This window comes from Blautia obeum ATCC 29174 (assembly GCF_025147765.1).
Taxonomy (GTDB): Bacteria; Bacillota; Clostridia; order Lachnospirales; family Lachnospiraceae; genus Blautia_A; species Blautia_A obeum.
The window spans coordinates 2,043,657-2,060,881 of sequence record NZ_CP102265.1 but is presented as its reverse complement, the minus strand read 5'-3'; the positions used below and the strand labels follow the sequence as shown (position 1 = coordinate 2,060,881).

19 protein-coding genes are annotated in these 17,225 nt (G+C 42.7%); all 19 read left to right on the top strand.

Features of this window, described 5'->3' with window-relative positions:
* Nucleotides 1–2 precede the first annotated feature (2 nt).
* The 19 genes from NQ503_RS09965 (at nucleotide 3) to NQ503_RS09875 (ending at nucleotide 17,210) form a co-directional block, all read left to right on the top strand.
* The gene (locus tag NQ503_RS09965) at nucleotides 3–1,586 is read left to right on the top strand and encodes a phage portal protein (protein WP_005424381.1); all 1,584 of its coding nucleotides are present in this window, start codon (nucleotides 3–5) and stop codon (nucleotides 1,584–1,586) included.
* Nucleotides 1,576–2,613: a hypothetical protein gene (locus NQ503_RS09960; RefSeq protein WP_005424382.1), complete on the top strand. Its 1,038-nt coding sequence runs from the start codon at nucleotides 1,576–1,578 to the stop codon at nucleotides 2,611–2,613. The genes NQ503_RS09965 and NQ503_RS09960 overlap by 11 nt, the downstream gene beginning before the upstream one ends.
* Entirely contained in the window at nucleotides 2,610–4,037 is a 1,428-nt protein-coding gene (locus tag NQ503_RS09955; RefSeq protein ID WP_005424383.1) for an XkdF-like putative serine protease domain-containing protein, read from the top strand. Before NQ503_RS09960 ends, NQ503_RS09955 begins: the two co-directional genes overlap by 4 nt.
* Nucleotides 4,038–4,060: 23 nt before the next feature.
* The gene (locus tag NQ503_RS09950; protein ID WP_005424384.1) at nucleotides 4,061–4,999 is read left to right on the top strand and encodes a hypothetical protein; all 939 of its coding nucleotides are present in this window, start codon (nucleotides 4,061–4,063) and stop codon (nucleotides 4,997–4,999) included.
* Nucleotides 5,000–5,014: 15 nt separating this feature from the next.
* Entirely contained in the window at nucleotides 5,015–5,422 is a 408-nt protein-coding gene (locus NQ503_RS09945; RefSeq protein WP_044925520.1) for a hypothetical protein, read from the top strand.
* 15 nt (nucleotides 5,423–5,437) lie between these two features.
* Nucleotides 5,438–5,830 (top strand): hypothetical protein, encoded by a 393-nt coding sequence (locus tag NQ503_RS09940; RefSeq protein ID WP_005424387.1) that lies wholly within the window; start codon nucleotides 5,438–5,440, stop codon nucleotides 5,828–5,830.
* Between the two features lie 19 nt (nucleotides 5,831–5,849).
* Nucleotides 5,850–6,239 (top strand): protein YqbG, encoded by a 390-nt coding sequence (gene yqbG / locus NQ503_RS09935; RefSeq protein ID WP_005424388.1) that lies wholly within the window; start codon nucleotides 5,850–5,852, stop codon nucleotides 6,237–6,239.
* Nucleotides 6,240–6,249: 10 nt separating this feature from the next.
* Nucleotides 6,250–6,609 carry a DUF3599 family protein gene (locus tag NQ503_RS09930; RefSeq protein ID WP_005424389.1) on the top strand — a complete coding sequence of 120 codons (360 nt, stop codon included), beginning with the start codon at nucleotides 6,250–6,252 and terminating at the stop codon, nucleotides 6,607–6,609.
* Nucleotides 6,609–7,094 carry an HK97 gp10 family phage protein gene (locus NQ503_RS09925; RefSeq protein ID WP_005424390.1) on the top strand — a complete coding sequence of 162 codons (486 nt, stop codon included), beginning with the start codon at nucleotides 6,609–6,611 and terminating at the stop codon, nucleotides 7,092–7,094. Before NQ503_RS09930 ends, NQ503_RS09925 begins: the two co-directional genes overlap by 1 nt.
* 202 nt (nucleotides 7,095–7,296) lie before the next feature.
* The gene (locus tag NQ503_RS09920; RefSeq protein ID WP_005424392.1) at nucleotides 7,297–7,779 is read left to right on the top strand and encodes a hypothetical protein; all 483 of its coding nucleotides are present in this window, start codon (nucleotides 7,297–7,299) and stop codon (nucleotides 7,777–7,779) included.
* 1 nt (nucleotide 7,780) lies between these two features.
* A complete protein-coding gene (locus tag NQ503_RS09915) occupies nucleotides 7,781–8,029 on the top strand; it encodes a YqzN/YkzM domain-containing protein (protein ID WP_005424393.1) in 249 nt (82 codons plus the stop codon).
* The gene (locus NQ503_RS09910) at nucleotides 8,029–9,375 is read left to right on the top strand and encodes a phage tail sheath family protein (protein WP_005424394.1); all 1,347 of its coding nucleotides are present in this window, start codon (nucleotides 8,029–8,031) and stop codon (nucleotides 9,373–9,375) included. The genes NQ503_RS09915 and NQ503_RS09910 overlap by 1 nt, the downstream gene beginning before the upstream one ends.
* Nucleotides 9,376–9,393: 18 nt before the next feature.
* Entirely contained in the window at nucleotides 9,394–9,831 is a 438-nt protein-coding gene (locus NQ503_RS09905; protein WP_005424395.1) for a phage tail tube protein, read from the top strand.
* A gap of 80 nt (nucleotides 9,832–9,911) precedes the next feature.
* Complete coding sequence (locus tag NQ503_RS09900) at nucleotides 9,912–10,388, top strand: phage tail assembly chaperone (RefSeq protein WP_022389465.1); 477 nt, start codon at nucleotides 9,912–9,914, stop codon at nucleotides 10,386–10,388.
* Nucleotides 10,385–10,591, top strand: coding sequence for a hypothetical protein (locus NQ503_RS09895; protein ID WP_259892477.1), 207 nt, complete (start codon nucleotides 10,385–10,387; stop codon nucleotides 10,589–10,591). Before NQ503_RS09900 ends, NQ503_RS09895 begins: the two co-directional genes overlap by 4 nt.
* Before the next feature lie 17 nt (nucleotides 10,592–10,608).
* Nucleotides 10,609–15,246 carry a phage tail tape measure protein gene (locus NQ503_RS09890; RefSeq protein ID WP_005424397.1) on the top strand — a complete coding sequence of 1,546 codons (4,638 nt, stop codon included), beginning with the start codon at nucleotides 10,609–10,611 and terminating at the stop codon, nucleotides 15,244–15,246.
* Nucleotides 15,236–15,964: an SH3 domain-containing protein gene (locus tag NQ503_RS09885; protein ID WP_005424398.1), complete on the top strand. Its 729-nt coding sequence runs from the start codon at nucleotides 15,236–15,238 to the stop codon at nucleotides 15,962–15,964. Before NQ503_RS09890 ends, NQ503_RS09885 begins: the two co-directional genes overlap by 11 nt.
* 13 nt (nucleotides 15,965–15,977) lie before the next feature.
* Nucleotides 15,978–16,946, top strand: a complete 969-nt coding sequence (locus NQ503_RS09880; protein WP_005424399.1) for an XkdQ/YqbQ family protein — start codon at nucleotides 15,978–15,980, stop codon at nucleotides 16,944–16,946.
* A 21-nt stretch (nucleotides 16,947–16,967) separates the two neighbouring features.
* Nucleotides 16,968–17,210 (top strand): hypothetical protein, encoded by a 243-nt coding sequence (locus tag NQ503_RS09875; protein ID WP_005424400.1) that lies wholly within the window; start codon nucleotides 16,968–16,970, stop codon nucleotides 17,208–17,210.
* Nucleotides 17,211–17,225: the final 15 nt, after the last annotated feature.

Below are 17,225 nucleotides of genomic sequence, written 5' to 3'. Positions count from 1 at the left end.
ACATGAGTGGAAAGACAAAAGGACAGGTCAAGGCAACAGTGATAAAAGCTGCGGATCCTGTAATATCAGCACCGGTTAAAAAATCCGATGCACCATCTCAGGTTACGGTAGAGGAAGCGGTCAATGCTGGTGATTGGATAGAACCGCCAATGATGCTGGAAGGCCTGAAAAATATGGTAACAGAAAGTTCTATATTGCCACAGTGTATAAGGGCTTATAAAAATAATATTGCCGGTTTCGGAATTGGAATCCGATATACAGTAGATCAGGAGGAAACGCCAGAAATGAAGACAGAGTTCGATGCCATCACAGAGGTTGTAGAACTCCTGAATGTAGACCAGGACACAAAACAAGTATTTGAGAACATAGTGGAAGCCAGAGAGACATATGGAATCGCATATCTCGAAGTTATCCGGAATCTTGACAAAGAGGTTCAGCAGATAGAATTTATCAAAGATACTCCGAGCGTGAGAAAGTCAAGACCGATGGAACCATACGTTGAAATACCGTACTTCCATCATGGGAAAGAGACAAAACGCAGAAAGAAATTCAGGAAGTATAAACAGGAAATATGTGGACGGACAGTTTATTTCAAAGAGTTTGGCGATCCTAGAATCATGGATTTAAGAGATGGCAGATACGTTCCAGAAGGCGCAGGCTTGGAGCTTAGATATCAGGCCAATGAAATATTAGAGTTCGCCATCGGACCGCAGCCATACGGAGAAATACGTTGGATAGGACAGATTCTTGGCGTAGATGGAAGCCGCATGGCAGAGGGATTGAATAATAATTATTTCTACAATGGTAGGCACACGCCACTTATGATCATGATTCGTAACGGTACTTTGACAGATGATAGTTACAGTCATCTCAAAGAGTACATGAACGATATCAAAGGGGAAAACGGTCAGCATGGATTCCTGCTGTTAGAGACAGAAAGTGTGGATGGACGTTCTGATTTTGATGATGATAAGAAACCAGAAATTGAAGTAAAGGACCTGGCAAGTATCTTGCAGAAAGACGAACTGTTTCAGGAATATCTTGACAATAACCGAAAGCGTGTTCAGTCGGCATTTCTGTTACCGGATTTATATGTTGGATATACCACAGACTTCAATCGTGCAACAGCACAGACAGCGCAGGAGGTAACAGAACAGCAGGTGTTTCAGCCTGAGAGAACATCTCTGGCATGGGTTATCAATAATAAATTGTTGAACTGTTATCGTTTTCAATATGTGGAGGCTTACTTCCTAGCTCCGGATATCAGCAATCCAGATGATATGTATAAACTCCTGAATGTGACAAACAATGCAGGAGGCATCACACCGAATATGGCAAAAGAAGTCATTTGTGATGCTTTAGGAAGGACTTGTGAACCGTACACAGATGAGTGGGGCGATGTACCGCTTACAATCTGGAAGGATAAAGCAGCACAGACGGATATCAGTGGACTGATGGGACAGCTTACAAAGCAGATTGAGAAAGCACAGGGAAAGAATGAACCAGATCAGGTTGTTGCAGTAATGAAAGAAGTCAAAAAGTTGCTTGCGAAGATACAGAAGCAGGAGGAGAATCATGCAGCTTGATACGAAACCATTGATAGATGCAATAAACAGGCTGATTGAAAAAGCAGATGATGATCTGAAAGATTCTTTAGAAGCAGAGGGTTATGTAGCAGCCAGTGAACTTGTAAAGAATATCAACAAGTTAGAGGATGCCATAGACGATGCATTGGATGTAGATTCTTTGGAGTTCCTGGAAAAGATTGAGGAGGCAACAGGAGTAACCGACTTTATAACTGATATCTGGCCAGGAATAAAAGGCGCTGACGATCTGGAAAAGGCACTGAGAGAGATATTCAGGAAACAGTTTGACGATATGTTCAGGGAATTTACGTATCAGTGGGTTCTTGCCGAAGACCCAGTGCTTGCAACAGAGGTGGAGGAAATCACAAAGCCTGCAGAAGCATTCATTCAGGGATGGTCAGGAGAACTTGCCCGGATTATGAATCTGAATACCAAAGATGCTATGGAGCGATTACTGTTGAAAGCGCAGGAAAAGAAATGGTCCATAGATGAATTATCCGAAGCTATTGGAAACAGTGGTATTCGGGAGCATGGCTACCGTAGTCGGCGTGTTGCGTTGACTGAATCGCTCAGGGTAGAAAGCTACGCACAGCAGGAAAGCATGATTCAGAATCCGCTTGCGTACAAGAAGAAATGGAAACATGTTATGTCTGCTCATCCAAGAGAGAATCACATGGCAATGGACGGACAGGAAGTGTTCAAAAGGGAAATGTTCACTCTGACCGGTAAGAATGGTGCAACGTATATGGTGCTTTGTCCGAGAGATACCAGCCTTCCGGTGGAGGAAACGGCAAACTGTCATTGCCTTATGGAAACTATTGCAGATGAAAATGCACTTGGAATGACAGCGGAAGAAAGAGTTGCAGCACGAAAAAAATATATGGATGAGGTTAATGCGGAATACGATGCTTGGGAAAAGAAATTCAAAGAGGACACAGGCATTGAGGAACCGAGGGACGATCCTTCCGTTACATGGAAAATTTATAATTCATATTACGAAGCATACCGAAAGGGTGAAATAGCATGAAGCGTAGGCGTTGGCATGGCACAAGGGCACCATGCTTTTTTAATGCCCTGAAATCGAAGATACAGAAATTTATGAAAGGAGCAAAAGAAGTGCCAAAGGGTAATATTGTGAAGTCTTATGCCATTAGTGATGCAAAAATCGGATTTGTTTCACTGGTGGATAAGGCAGCAAACAAGCATAAATTTTTGATCACCAAATCAGAAGGTGATACTGCTACGATTCAGATTTATGGCCGGATTGTAAAAGCGGATGAAGATAAGCATTACGTTACCGGAATTGTGTACGAACCTATGACTGAGGACACAGACGGAAATTACATGACGGAGGAGGAAATCACAAAGGCCGCCCACTGGTTTATGAAGAACTCTGGCAAGCCAGACATTCAGCATTGCTTTGAAAAAGCAGACAATGTGGAGATCGTAGAATCTTATGTTGCAAAGAGTGACATGGAGATTGAAGGCCAGCAGATAAAAAAGGGAACTTGGCTTATGACGATGGAAGTCGCAGACGATGATGTTTGGGGCAAGATCGAAAAGGGCGAAATTACCGGTTTTTCTATGGGAGGCACAGGAAATTACAGTACAGAGGATGTAGTCCTTTCGGATCCTGATAATTCCATTGAGAAAACGCAGAAAAAAGGAATCATGAAGGCAGTCGTTGATGCTGTGTCAAAAGCACTGCATTTAGATTCAACCGATGTGATCGAAAAAGGCGCAGTAAAAGATTCATACAATAAACGTATCGTTCGGGATAATTTCTGGACAGCGTATTATTCCCTTTCAGATTACTTGCTGGAAACGTATAACCCACAAACAGGATGTTACGAGCCGATACACGATGAAACCACAATCAGGGAAGCATTAGAGGATTTCAACTCAATCGTAGTAGATTTGCTGGCTGATAAAGATGGAGTATTCAAATCTATTGAGAAAGCTGGCAAGAAAATAAGCACACAGAACATGGAAACCTTAAAAGGAATTCATGAAAGCATGGGTGCCTTTCTTGAAAAGTTCAAAGAAGAGGAGGACGAAGAAGTGAACAAAGCAGAAATTGAAAAGACCGTAACAGAGGCGATTGCAAAAGCAATGTCCAATCTTACCGTAACACCGGCTATTTCAGCCCCGAATGCAGAAGGTAATGTGACTAAGGGTGAAACCAATCAGACAGCCGCACCGGGCAATAGCGGAGCCTCAGAAGCATTCACAGCCGCAGATATCGAAAAGATGGTAGGCGAGGCAATTCAGAAGGCAATGCAGCCGAAAGAAGAACCAGTAACCAAAGAATCTGTAGAACAGATGATTCAGGATGCTGTTGCAAAAGCAATGGAACCGGTCATGAAAAGCGTAGGCGTTCCGAGTAGTCTGAACGATGCAAACCTGCAGAAGGGTGCAGACGAAGAACATTATCTGCATGGTTTTCTTTAAGAAAATAAGGGAGGAAAAACAGAATGAATACAAATAAAGCGATTGTGAATAAGGCAGGGGCGATCACCACTTCCGTAGTAAGTAGTGGATTACTCCAGCCATATCAGGCAAAGAAATTTTTACAGCAGACTTTTGATGCCACACCACTGATGCAGGCTATCCGTCATGAGGTCCGTACAGAAAAGTCCGGCGAGATTGACAAGATTGGCATCGGTAAAAGAAAACTGAGAGGAAAGATAGAGAATGTAGACGATGGCTACAGAGCTGGCGTTGAATTTGGTTCCATTAAGTACGAAACTACCGCTGTACGTCTTCCGTGGGAAATTACAGAGGAAACCATTCGCCAGAATATTGAAGGTGAAAATCTCGAAAATGTTATCACCAATCTTATGACAAAACAGGTTGGTGTTGATAGTGAGGACCTGCTTATCAATGGCGATGAGAACGTAAGCAAAGACAATCCGGATTATGATTTCCTGAAACTGAATACTGGTATCAAGAAGATGATTCAGGACGGAGGACATGTTGTTGATGTATCTGGTACCGGTGGCATGGATCTTGAAATGTTTTATAAGGCTGTGGCATCTATCCCGAACCGTTTCAACAATGGTAACCTCCGCTGGCTGATGAGCCCAACCAGAGCGCAGCAGTGGGAATTATTCCTTCTGGAAAAGATTACTGAAAAAGGTGGAGCTGTTCCACAGGAACTTTATAAGAGCCCTGTTGCGATTCCATCTATGCAGGTTCCAGGTCTTTCAAACGATGCGATTATCCTCGCAGAACCAAAGAACCTTATCGAAGTAAATACTTACAGCATGAAACTCCGCAAGGATGCTACATCCAAAGATGCAATCATGCAGGATAAGAGATTCTATGTAATTCACTTTGATTTTGATGCACTGATCGAGGAGATGGAAGCAACTGCAATCATTACAGGACTTCCGGAGTATGTATTTTCTTGATAAGGAGGGCTAGAAATGTTTCATTTGAGATTATGTAAAGGCCTTTCATATATGGGAATTGTCAGAGCAACAAAGGCTGAACCAGATGTTTATGTTCCGGAGGAAGAAAAGGCAAAAGCTCTTGTTGCGTCCGGCTATTTCGAGATGGTAACCAGTGAGGCTGAGAAGATTCAGCCTTTAACTGGTGATACCGAAAAAGCAGAATCCGCAGCGGATATGTTTGAGGAAGAATCCGAAGACGAGGCACAGGGCAATCCTGAGCTGATGGAATTGCAGAAAAAGAACAAGGCTGAACTGATCGAGTATGCCGGTCAGAATGGTATTGATATCACCGGTTGCAAGACAAAGGATGATATCTACCAGAAAATTGTTGAGGCTATTGCAAGAGCAGCAGCTTCAAGGGCAGCACTCAGGGAAGAATAGAAGGAGGAGAAAAGCATGTTACTGAATGGTTATGATTTAGGCAAGTGTGGAATCGAGCAGGTGTTATGTGCTGGAAAAGTATCATTCGACACAAAGGATGTCAGTAAGGGCATTGTGCTGATTGAACTTCCCCAAAATATTATTATCACCAAAGCGGTTGCAGTGGTGAACACAGCATTTAATGCAGCAACAACCAATGTACTTACTGTCGGAACAAATGATTCTGCGGATGATTTGCTTGGTGCTGATGATGTGACGGAAGGAACTACTGGTACATATCAGAAGAACCTGTTCAAAATCATCAAGGGAGAGAAACCGAAGATCAAGGCTAAATTTACATCTACCGGGGCAGCGGCAACAGCAGGCGAAGCCGAAATCTATCTGAATGTTGTGAGAATCCCGGAATAAGTGAAAAGGGGTACGAAGCATGGCAGTAAAAAGACCTTGGGTTCTCCCGAATGATGTGAAAAGCTATACAAGCCACAAGGAAGTTTCCGAAAGATCAGATGAAAAGCTGACTTTTGATATTGCCAGAGCGGAGATGAAGATCATTCACATCACAAATAATAAATTTGCTGAATATGATGAGATTCCGGAACCGGTGAGGATGGCAGTCATACTCGTTGCGGAAGCATATGCAAAGAATGATATTGAATCAGCAAAGAAGAAAATCAAAAGCGAAACTTTTGATGATTATTCTTATACCGTAGAAGCAGGCACAATTAGTCTTGATAGTCTTGATCTTGAGGAATTACTGGCTGATTACATCATTACGGATGGAATTGGAAAAACAGTAATGAGGCTTAGAAGTTTGTAAGGGGTGTCATATGTTTGAAGAATTTTTAAACCACAGATGTAGCATATACCGCCCTGAACAGGTGGAAACAAAAATAAAATACGGTATAAAAGCCGCTCAATCTGAAATGTGTAAGGCCACTCCTGATCTGGAAGATGTGCCTTGCCATTTTTATGTAAATTCATCCTTGGCGATAAAGCAAAATGAGCCTTTTGCATCTATTGAGGGAGAGGCAAAGCTGGCACTGCCATACGGTACCGATATCAGGGAAAATGACTTCGTAAAAAGTAGAGGCTATTTGTTCAGGGCTGGAATCCCAAAGGCGGTGCATGGCAATCATCATATTGTTGTCACTATACGCCGGGAGGATGGCATAAAGGGGGCGATTTAATGATTGATGCAAGCCAGTTGGAAGCATTTGCAAGGAAAGTGGAGGCTGCCAGCACAGACCTAAAACCGTATATGGGAAAGACCTTGCAAGAAGTTGGAGAAGAATTTCTTACGATAGTGCAGGAAGCCATAGAAGGTGCAGGAAATGTAGACACAGGAAAATTACTTTCCTCATTCACGAAGGGAGGCTCCGGAAATGTTTGGAACCTTGATCTTGGAGGACTGACACTGGAAATCGGATCCACTCTTGATTACGCAAAGTACGTGAATGATGGACACAGACAGCAGCCTGGGCGTTTTGTTCCTGGATACTGGGAAGGAAATCATTTCAGGTACAGTCCTGGTTCAAAATCAGGAATGGTATTAAAAGCCTCGTTTGTTGCCGGTTCACATTTTTTTGACAGGTCAGTGCAAACTCTTGAACGAATGTTTCCAGAAATGGCAGACAAAGCATTTGAGCAGTTTTTCAGACGATATTTTGGATAAATGAGGAGGACGTACAATGATAGCAATTTTATGTTTATTTTATCTTTTATACAATGGATGCAAGGCTTTCAAAAAGTGCAAAGATCAGGATGTTGCAGGGACAATTTTCTACTGCACGATGTTTATTGTATGGGTGATGGCTATTTGCAATTTTGATATTTTACCCAGCTTATGCTACTGGAATGTATGAAGGTGAAATTATATGAATGTCAACCTAGAACAGAGCCTTGCGGCTGTAGTGAGGTTTATACAGGACAATTCAGAAGAGGGGACACAGTTGTACTTCGATGAGATACCGGAGAACTTCTATGTTCCCTCAGTTTATTTCCAGATACCGTATTCCGCAGGAAGAAAAGCAACCCTGAGTTCCTATTGTACGACTATGACAATGAATATCTGGTTCATGGCACATTTGGACTGGGATGCACAGGTCGTGGCAGCAAGTATGAGAGATGAAATCATGCTGAATGATTGCCAGGTCCCGATCGTGGATGAGGATGGAAAAGTAACTGGCAAGGCATTAAGGGTAACGCCCCCAACAACCAGAAAGGTTGATGAAGGAATTGTGCAGTTATCCCTATCGTTTGACGTGTATTTCCAACCAGAAGCACAGAGAACGAAGATGCAGAAATTTTATCTTGCTTGGCAAAATGCTAAACAAGAAATACAGAACAGGAGGTTATGAAATGGCTACAAGAAAAAGCACTGAGGCCGCTGATTCTGCTGAAACTACAGTGGAAAAGCCAGCTAATGTTGCAAAAAACGAGCCAACGTATGCCGTAGGAAAACTCCGGGAGAAAAGCATTCTCCTGTTTGGAGTATCTCAGAGCACCTTTGATGGTGCGATGTATGGACATACTGAGGAGGAGTACACCAAAAAAGAGGTTGAAGCCATCATCAATGAATGGCTTTACGGAAAGGAAGGTAAAAAATAATGGCAGGTGGAACATTTAAATTATCACAGCCGAAGGTAAGACCAGGCGTATATGCCAATCTGAAAAACGGAAGGCAGCCAACAGCTTCCGGATCCGCCAGAGGAACAGCGAGCATTCCATTGATTGGTTATGACTGGGGACCAAGAGGGAAATGGATTATCATTTCAGCCGATTCTCCGGATGGTCATGTAGCAGAGCTGGGACGTAGCATTTACGATGAGACTAACTCATCTATGATTATGTTACAGCTTTTACTTCTTAATGCCGCTACAGTATATGTATATATCCCAGATGGAGGAGCAGCAGCTAAAAAGACTATTACTGTAGGTTCTGGAAGTCTGACAGTAACCGCAAAATATAAAGGAACTCTTGGAAACACAGTGAAGATCGTATCAGTTGCAAATCCTGTAGATGGATTTGACGTTTCTGTTGTTATTAATGGCTCGGAGGTTGAATTATTCGAAGGCATTAAAACTATGGATGAACTGAGAGGCGTATCCGAGTATGTTGATTTTTCCGGTACAGGCGATATGGCAGCGTTCGCATCCGCAACACTGGAAGGCGGAACCGATACTGTAGACGGCTCTGGAAATTCAGGTATCTCCGATTTCCTGGATAAGTCAGAGAAAGTACGTTTCAACTGTATGTGCTTCCCAAGCACAGAGAGTTCCTTGCAGACAGCACTTCTCACTAAGATCAAGTATATTCGTGAGAGTATCGGTTGGAAATGCCAGGCAGTAGCTCCGAATTTTGCAGCAGATTATGAAGGAATCATTAATCTGGTGAACTCTTTTCTGTATGGAGACAGATCACTGACAACTGCAGAAGCGTGTGCATGGCTGGCAGGAGCTACTGCAGGGGCAGATTATGTAACCTCTCTTACATATGCCCAGGTGACAAATGCTACATCCGTAGTTGGAGAAATGAACAACGAAGCTTCAATCGCAGCCATTGAAGCTGGACAGACATTTTTCAGTGTGGACGATGAAGGAAATGTCATCCTTGAATATGACATTAATAGCAAAGTCCATATTGATTCTGAAACACCACAGGACATCAAAAAGAACCGTCCACTTCGTGTATATGATTCTTTTGAAAATGACTGCCTGATTACATTCCGTCCTGGAAAGTTTGATAATGACGAAGATGGATGGGCTGTAGTGGAAGGCCTTGGACGTTCCATGCTTCAGAATTACTCTGACGATGGAGCACTCACAAACGTAGTTCTTGACGAGGATTTCCTGGTTGATACCGGTAGGTCTGTTGGGGATAGTATGTATCTGAATATAGGATTACAGGCAGTAGATAGTGCTGAAAAATTCTATATTAGCATCGTAGCACGATAGGAAGGAGGATAAAATACTATGGCAAATGAACGTGTAAACAGAAGCCCCTTATCTGCAAGAGAAGGTAAGGTATATCTGGATGGAGCGCTGATTGCTGACACTTGCAAATTCCAGGTTGTATTTAAGCCGGATGTATGGTCGGGAAAACAGCTTTCTGAGCCAGGAACCAACCGTCGCTGGATTGGTTACGATATTGAGGTCACCATTGAGGAATGGAAAACAACCAGAAGATATCGCAATATGATCGATTCCTACTTAAAGGACGGAAAAACACCTGAGTTGACTATTCAGGGAGTTCAGACAGACAAAAACTCTGATTTCTATGCAACGAATAAGAGTGAGACAGTCACATGTGTTGGATGCGTACCGACTGATGATATCAACCTTATTGACATGGATACTGATGGTGATGTAGTTAAAGAATCCATTAAATTTGGCGCAAAGAGATTAGCGTAAAAGTACAAAACAAACAAATGACTGAATAAATGGGAGGGGACAACCCTCCCTATAATTTTGAAAAAATGGAGGAAAAAAGAATGGGTATCGACATGAAAGCGTTTATGAAACCGGAACTGAAAGATCGTGGAACAATGGAGTTTCCAGGCATTGAAAGATACAAGGATGCCAAAGGGAATGTTATTCCTTTTATCATCAAAAGACTTTCCATGAAGGAAATTAAAGAGATCAGAAACAACTACAAGACCAAAGAAGTATATCGAGACAAAAGAAATGGTGATCGCCCGATTATTGGAAACAACGGTCAGGTTGCAGTTATTAATGATTATGATGGAGATTCTGCAGGTCTTGAGATTATGGTGGAAGCATTCGTACAGCCGAAGCTGGACGATCCTGAACTGATGGAATATTACGGAGTGCACGATCGTCTGGATATGCCGAACATTATCTTCCCGGATAAGGACGATTTCAAGTATGCTGATGATTGTCTGATGGAAGCGTGTGGACTTGCTTCAAAGAAAAATGATAAAGAGACGGTTGAAGAATTAAAAAAATGATGTCCGGGGAAGGCGATGACGAAAATTCCTTTGACTGGATGTGGGCTCATGTTCTATGGCAGAAGAAAGGACTTCGCATGGAGGAATACGCCATGATGGAAAGGAATGTTCGTCTTGCCTATATTGCCTCGGAAGAACTGGCAATAAAAGCACCTTTAAATGCCGATGAAAGATTGGCACGAGGATTTTTAAAAAAGAAATGAAAGGACGGTGATGGAAAATGAGCGATGTGTCTGTAAGAATGACGTTGCAGGATGATGTAAGTGCGAAAATGCAAAGGATAACTGCTTCTGCAAGAACAGCAGCTACGCAGTTCAGTAATGCCGGTAGAGCTATGGACAGTGCTTTTCGTTCCAGTGCCGCCACTTCATTTGCAAGTCAGGCAGGAAGTGCCTTCAATTCAGTTGAAAGTGATGCGGAGGCACTTGGAAATGCCATTGATGATGCTGTAAGCGGTCTTGAAAGTTTTTCAGCAGGAGATACCAGAGGGATGGGCTCTGCTTTTTCCGAAGCGGCAGACAATGCAGATGATTTATCTGACAGTGCATCCAGGGCTTCTGAAAGCGTAGATGATCTTGCTGATGCCACTGGTGATCTGGGAGATGGTGCCGATGGTATGGATTCGCTTGCAGGGCAGGTTGATGATGCAGGGAGTTCTATGGAGGAAGCATCATCGAAAGCTATAAATCTCAGTGGAGCTTTAAAAACATTGTTTGCTGTTGTTTCAGCAGCAGCGATTATTGGACAGGTAAAAGATTTTACGGCAGATTCCATAGAACTTGGAAAAAATTATACATCTGTAATGTCAGAAGTAGCTGCTATTTCAGGCGCATCATCCAGTGATCTTGCGATGATGGAAGATACTGCAAGACAATATGGTGCAACCACAGTTTTCAGTGCATCAGAGGCAGCCGAAGCATTGAAATATATGAGTTTGGCAGGATGGGATGCACAGCAGTCTACGGATGCTTTGGGCGGCGTCCTGAACCTTGCCGCGGCATCTAGCATGGGATTAGGTGAAGCATCAGACATGGTTACAGATTATTTGTCTGCATTTGGCATGGAGGCAAATAAATCTACATATTTTGCTGATATGTTGGCGTACGCTCAGTCTAACAGTAATACCACAGCGGCACAGTTGGGAGAAGCATATAAAAACTCAGCTGCGAATATGCACGCCGCAGGGCAAGACGTTGAGACAACCACATCTCTGTTGGAGGCTATGGCAAATCAAGGTCGAAAGGGTTCTGAAGCTGGTACGACATTGGGAGCTATGATGCGAGACATTACAGCCAAAATGGACGATGGAGCAATTAAGATTGGCGAAACGTCTATTGCTGTCCAAGACGCTTCTGGAAACTTCCGAGATATGACAGATATCTTAATGGAAGTAGGAGAAGCTACAGAAGGAATGGGAAGTGCTCAGAGAGCCGCTGCATTAAGCTCTGTATTTACCGATGATTCCATTAAGGGCGTAAATATGGTTCTAGCCGAAGGAATGGACAAGGTTGCTGGATATGAGGAAGCTCTGAGAAGCGCCACCGGAGCATCAGAAGATATGGCAGAAACGATGAATGACAATCTTTCTGGTGATATGGCAAATATGAATAGCGCCTATGAAGAAATGCAGTTACAGGCATTTGAAGCAATGGAAGGACCGTTGCGAGAAGGTGCGCAGTGGATTACCAGTGATATTATTCCAACACTTACATCCTGGGTTCCTGATGCATTTGGAACCTTGGCGAGTGGAATCTCCAAAGTAGGAAATGCACTGTCTCCGATGATCAAGACTGTATTGCAGAATCCAAAAGCTGTCGCAAGTGCGTTTGCATCTATCGGTGCTGGGTTTGCGGCAATGAAAACTGTAAACACTGGTATAAAAATTGCAGGAATGGTTTCAGAAGCCGGTGGAATGGCGAGTGCATTAGGAAAATTAGGTACAAGTTTATTCGGTTCACCATGGGCAGCAGGAGCAGCGGCGGCTGTAGCAGCGATAACAGCCGTAGGCTTGGCCGTAAAGAAATATAATGATATTCAGGTAGAAGACAGCCTAAGTGCGCATTTTGGCAGCGTAGAGCTGGATGATTCTCAAATTGAGGATTTCGCATCACGTGTAATAGATGCACAATGGCTTGTGAATATCAATGCGGCAATAGGTCATTTTGAGAATGCAGAAGAATTTAATCAGCAGGCAGAAGAAGCCCTTGCTGCAAACGATGCTCTGGAATGGAAAGCACGTGTCGGCATTCAGCTTACTGAGGATGAACAGTCCTCATATATGCAGAATATAGAGACATTCAAAGAGAATATTGAACAGGCTCTTACGGAACAAACTCTTGCCGCAAAAATGACGGTAAATGAGTTCGACATAAAAATGGCTGATGGTTCCAGCCTTGGCTCTCAGATTGAGAAATGGGCTGAACAGGATCTGGGTGAGATGCAATCTTTGTCGGCAGGTCTCACAAACTTGGTTCAGACTGCATTGGAAGATGGCATCATAGATGTTGATGAACAGGCAGCGATTGACCAGTTGCAGGGTAAGATCAATAACATTATGGAAGGCTGGCAGGAAGCGGAAGCACAAGCTCAGATGGATGTTCTGACGCAGAAATATGGCAGACTTTCAGGAAAAGATCTGACAGCAGATACATTTACAAAGGTAGTGGAGGAACTTGGCGAACAGAGAGAAACTGCTACTGCGGCATTGGAAACATCAGAAAAGAAGCTGTACACTACATTGAATGCTCTGAACAAAGCTGATGAAAATGGAGTGCAGAGAATTTCAGATGAAGAACTTGTTAATTATAAGCAGCAGGCAGGATATGCCGTAAGGAATGATCAGGCCAGTATGCTTGGAAATAGCCTGGAATTTGAAAAAAATACTCTTTCAGATGCTTACGGAGAAAAACTTGATTCAAATTATTCTGCAATTCAGGAACAGACAGGAAATTTCCTGAATAATGCCAATTCATATCTGGCAAACCAGGATTATATGTCCTTAGTCAATTCAATGCAGAGCGGATTTTCCAGTGCTATGACTGGTACGAGCATATTCAGTGACAAAGACCAGAAAGCATTGTCAAAAATTTATGATTCAATGAAGCCTGACGTAGAAAGCATGGCAGGTCTTATTGATGAGTACAGAGAAATGGGGCAGGCAGTTCCGCAGGATGTAATGACTGCCTTTAATGATGCTGTGCAGGTAGGAGCTGCGGCTGGAGATGCCGATGCTGCATGGCAGGTGTTTGCAAATCAGATGATTGCTGATCCTGCGAGTGAAGCGTTGGTACAGGCAATTCAGGATGGAACCGTAAGCGTTCCGGAAGAATTAAAAACCGCCATTGATAGAGCAACGACAGATATAGACCCGGATCCAGTAACTATTGAAGGCATGCAGGCCGAAGTAGATGATGTTGAGGTAAATCAGGACCATGTAGATCAGCTTATTCAGGATGCCCTTGGTGATCTTGGAACCGTAGAGGGCGAAGTGGATGGAGACATTCAGATCAAAGTTGAAAAAGGTAACTGCCTTTCACAGATCGGAGAAGCCCTTGGAATAGACTGGCATGAAATAGCTGAGTATAACGGTATCGAAGACCCATACACAATTTATCCTGATATGGAATTAAAGATTCCAAAAGAAAAGGTTGATACAGATGCTTCCGGTGTGGGAGAAGCAGCTGAGGAAGCGGCAAAAAGTGAGACAGGGGAAACCATAGAAACTGAGCAGGGAGTAAAGACTACACTTACGGATGAAGGCGTAGACGGTTCTCAGACTGCACAGGCAGCTGAGGAGGAAGCAAAGAGCCAAACAGCAGAGACCGTAGAAAGAGAACAGCCGGTAAAAACAAACATGACAAATGCTGGTGTAGATGATTCTCAGGTAACGCAGGCTGCACAGGAGCAGGAAACACAGGCAGAGCCGAAAGAAACTGATGTTCCAACAACCATTAAATTTGAGGTTGCGAGCCTGGATGATAGTGAACTTGCATCTGCAATTTCTGAGAAATTACAGCAGGGTGAAGCTGTTCCGGTTGAGGTTCCAGCGAATGTAACTATTAAAGCTGGTGCGATTGATGATACTCAGTTATCATCTGAGATTACCGGAAAGCTAGGAGAACAGAGTGCAGTTCCTGTAAATGTCCCAGCGAATATAACGCTGACAGCAGGAAATGTTGATTCATCTCAAGCTGTAGCAACTACACAGAGTGATGTGATCAGTGCGTTTTCAGCAGCCCTTCCTGCCGATGGTACAGTAGATGTTACCCTGGCAAAAGGTAACGACAACATTGCGTCTGTATATGATTATGTAGGAGGACTTGTTCGCAGTGCGTGGGCGAATCCGTATTCTGCATCTGGCACTGTACACGTAACACTGACAGCGAATTATTCTTTGGCAAATCCAACAAAGACAATTAGCTTTGGTGGAGGAGCAACCGGATCCGCAACAGTAACAGCTGCTCTTCATGCGGCTGGCGGTATTTTCGATGAGCCTCATCTTGGTATGGTTGCAGAAGCAGGACCAGAGGCAATTATTCCGTTGGATGGTTCTGGAAATGCTATGGAATTATGGCAGGAAGCAGGAAAACGTCTTGGAGCATTGGAAGATGGGCCTATTCAGATAGCACCGTCAATGTATTCCGGAGGAAAGAATACTGACGGAAATGGACAGGAAACAAAAGCAAGCAGTAACCGGACCATTGATATCAATATCAATGGAAATGGTAGCATTACTGCCGGCAAGGGCGTTTCCAAAGATGATATCGTGCAGGTACTTATGGAAAAGGTGCGAGATGTATTTGTAAATATTGTTACAGAGGAAGCTCTGGTAGGAGGTGACGCATCGTATGAGTTCTAATATGTTCAAGCAAAATGTGAACAATCCAACAAAATACCGAATGTTTTTCAATTATGATAATGACAAAAAGGTATATGTTGCTCCGATGCTTCCGGCAAAGATTGCCCTCACAGTTAATGGAAAACTGACTTCCGTAGATATTGATACTTTTGGAGAAATACTGCATAGAGGGAAAAGAGATGCTATAACCATTGAATTTGAATCTATTTTCCCTTCGCAGTATGGAAAAAACTACTGTGCTTGTATGCAGAAAGAGTTTAAAAAGCCTTCCGTATGGCACAAGTGGATGCTGGCTCTTACGAATGCAAAGAACCCATTTCATTTTGTACTGGTGGGAGGCCCGTTTGCAATAAATATGTATGCTGATCTTGCATCATATGTTCCATATGAACAGGGTGGAGATGTTGGAACAGTCTATTATAAAGTGAAGATAAGAGAACACCGAAAAGTCTCTGTCAGTACATACAAGAAAAAAGCAAACAAAAAGCCCAAAAAGACAAGTACAGGTAAGCGACCAAGCAATAAAAAAACTATTAAATATAAAGTCACCGCAAAAAGTGGCCTGCATTTAAGAAAAGGACCAAATTCAACAATACTGGGACTAATGCCATATGGCAAAACGGTTACTTCGGATGGAAAAAAGAAGGGAAACTGGTATCATGTGAAGTATGGTAGCAAGTGGGGATATGCTTATAATACATGGCTAAAGAAAATGTAATGGAGGTGCCGAAATGAACAAAATCACGTTAAAAATCGGGAAGAATGGCACATATAAGAATATCTCAGAATTAATACAGAAAGTTTCTGTTACTGGTCGGAGAGGTGATGCTCCAAGAACGTTGAGCGCCACCCTTTTTGATTCGGAACAGTTTGCAAGAGCATCTGCAAATTCTGGTGAAGGACAGCAGGTGTTTTTTTATTGTGACAAAAGCGAAATATTTCGTGGCCTGCTTATGACAGATAGCAGAAGTAGTAAAAGAACATTGACCATAAAGGCATATGATAACTGTGTTTATCTTTGCAATAACAAAGGCAGTTTTTCTTTTAAGAAGAAATCTGCAACATATATTTTTAAGTATTGCTTAAAGAAGCTGGGACTTCCTTTAGGTTCAGCGGTAAATACCGGTCACATCATAGGGGAACTGGTAAAGAAAAACACAACATATTGGGATGTGATTGAGGATGCATTGAGCCAGACATATTACGCTACTGGAATACGCTATTATGTTTCGTCCGAGAAGGGAAAAATATATCTGAGGAAACGGCAGGAACAAACGTCCATGCCGATATTATCCTTAGATAGCAATATCCAAAGCTACGATATGTCCAGATCAATTTATAAGACGAGAACCAGACTGATATTGGTTACTTCAAAAAATGCCAAGAAAGGCAGCTTTGTCAATTCTTCCCTTGAAAAGAAGATAGGCAAATTTGCAGATATTCAGACGGTAGATGAGGACGTTACGAAAACAGAACTTAACCAGAAAATATCTACGTTCAAAAAAGATACCAGTATTGTAGATCAGGAGTTAAGCGTTACCGCTACCGGTGACACGAGGTGCGTATCTGGAAAATGCGCCTATGTTCAAATTTCACCTATTGGAGCTAAAAGGATTATGTTCATTGAGGAAGATACACATACTTTTGAAAATGGACATCATAAAATGAACCTGAAACTCAGCTATGAAAAAATTAAATAAATGAGGACAGAGGGGTGAAATATGGCACAAAACATTACAGAAATCATAAGAGCGATTGCAGAGCAGAGTATGCCCCATATCGTTATTGGATATATACAAACAGTGGAACCGCTGGAAGTTATACTCATTGATGATATAAACATTAGTCTGTCAGATCAGTCTGTTATTGTTCCTTCCGGAAAACAGCCGTTGCAAGCAGGCGATCAGTGGTACCTGCTGGCAGTGAATAGAAACAAAATATACTATTTCCTAGACAAAATATGAAGGGAGGACATGAAA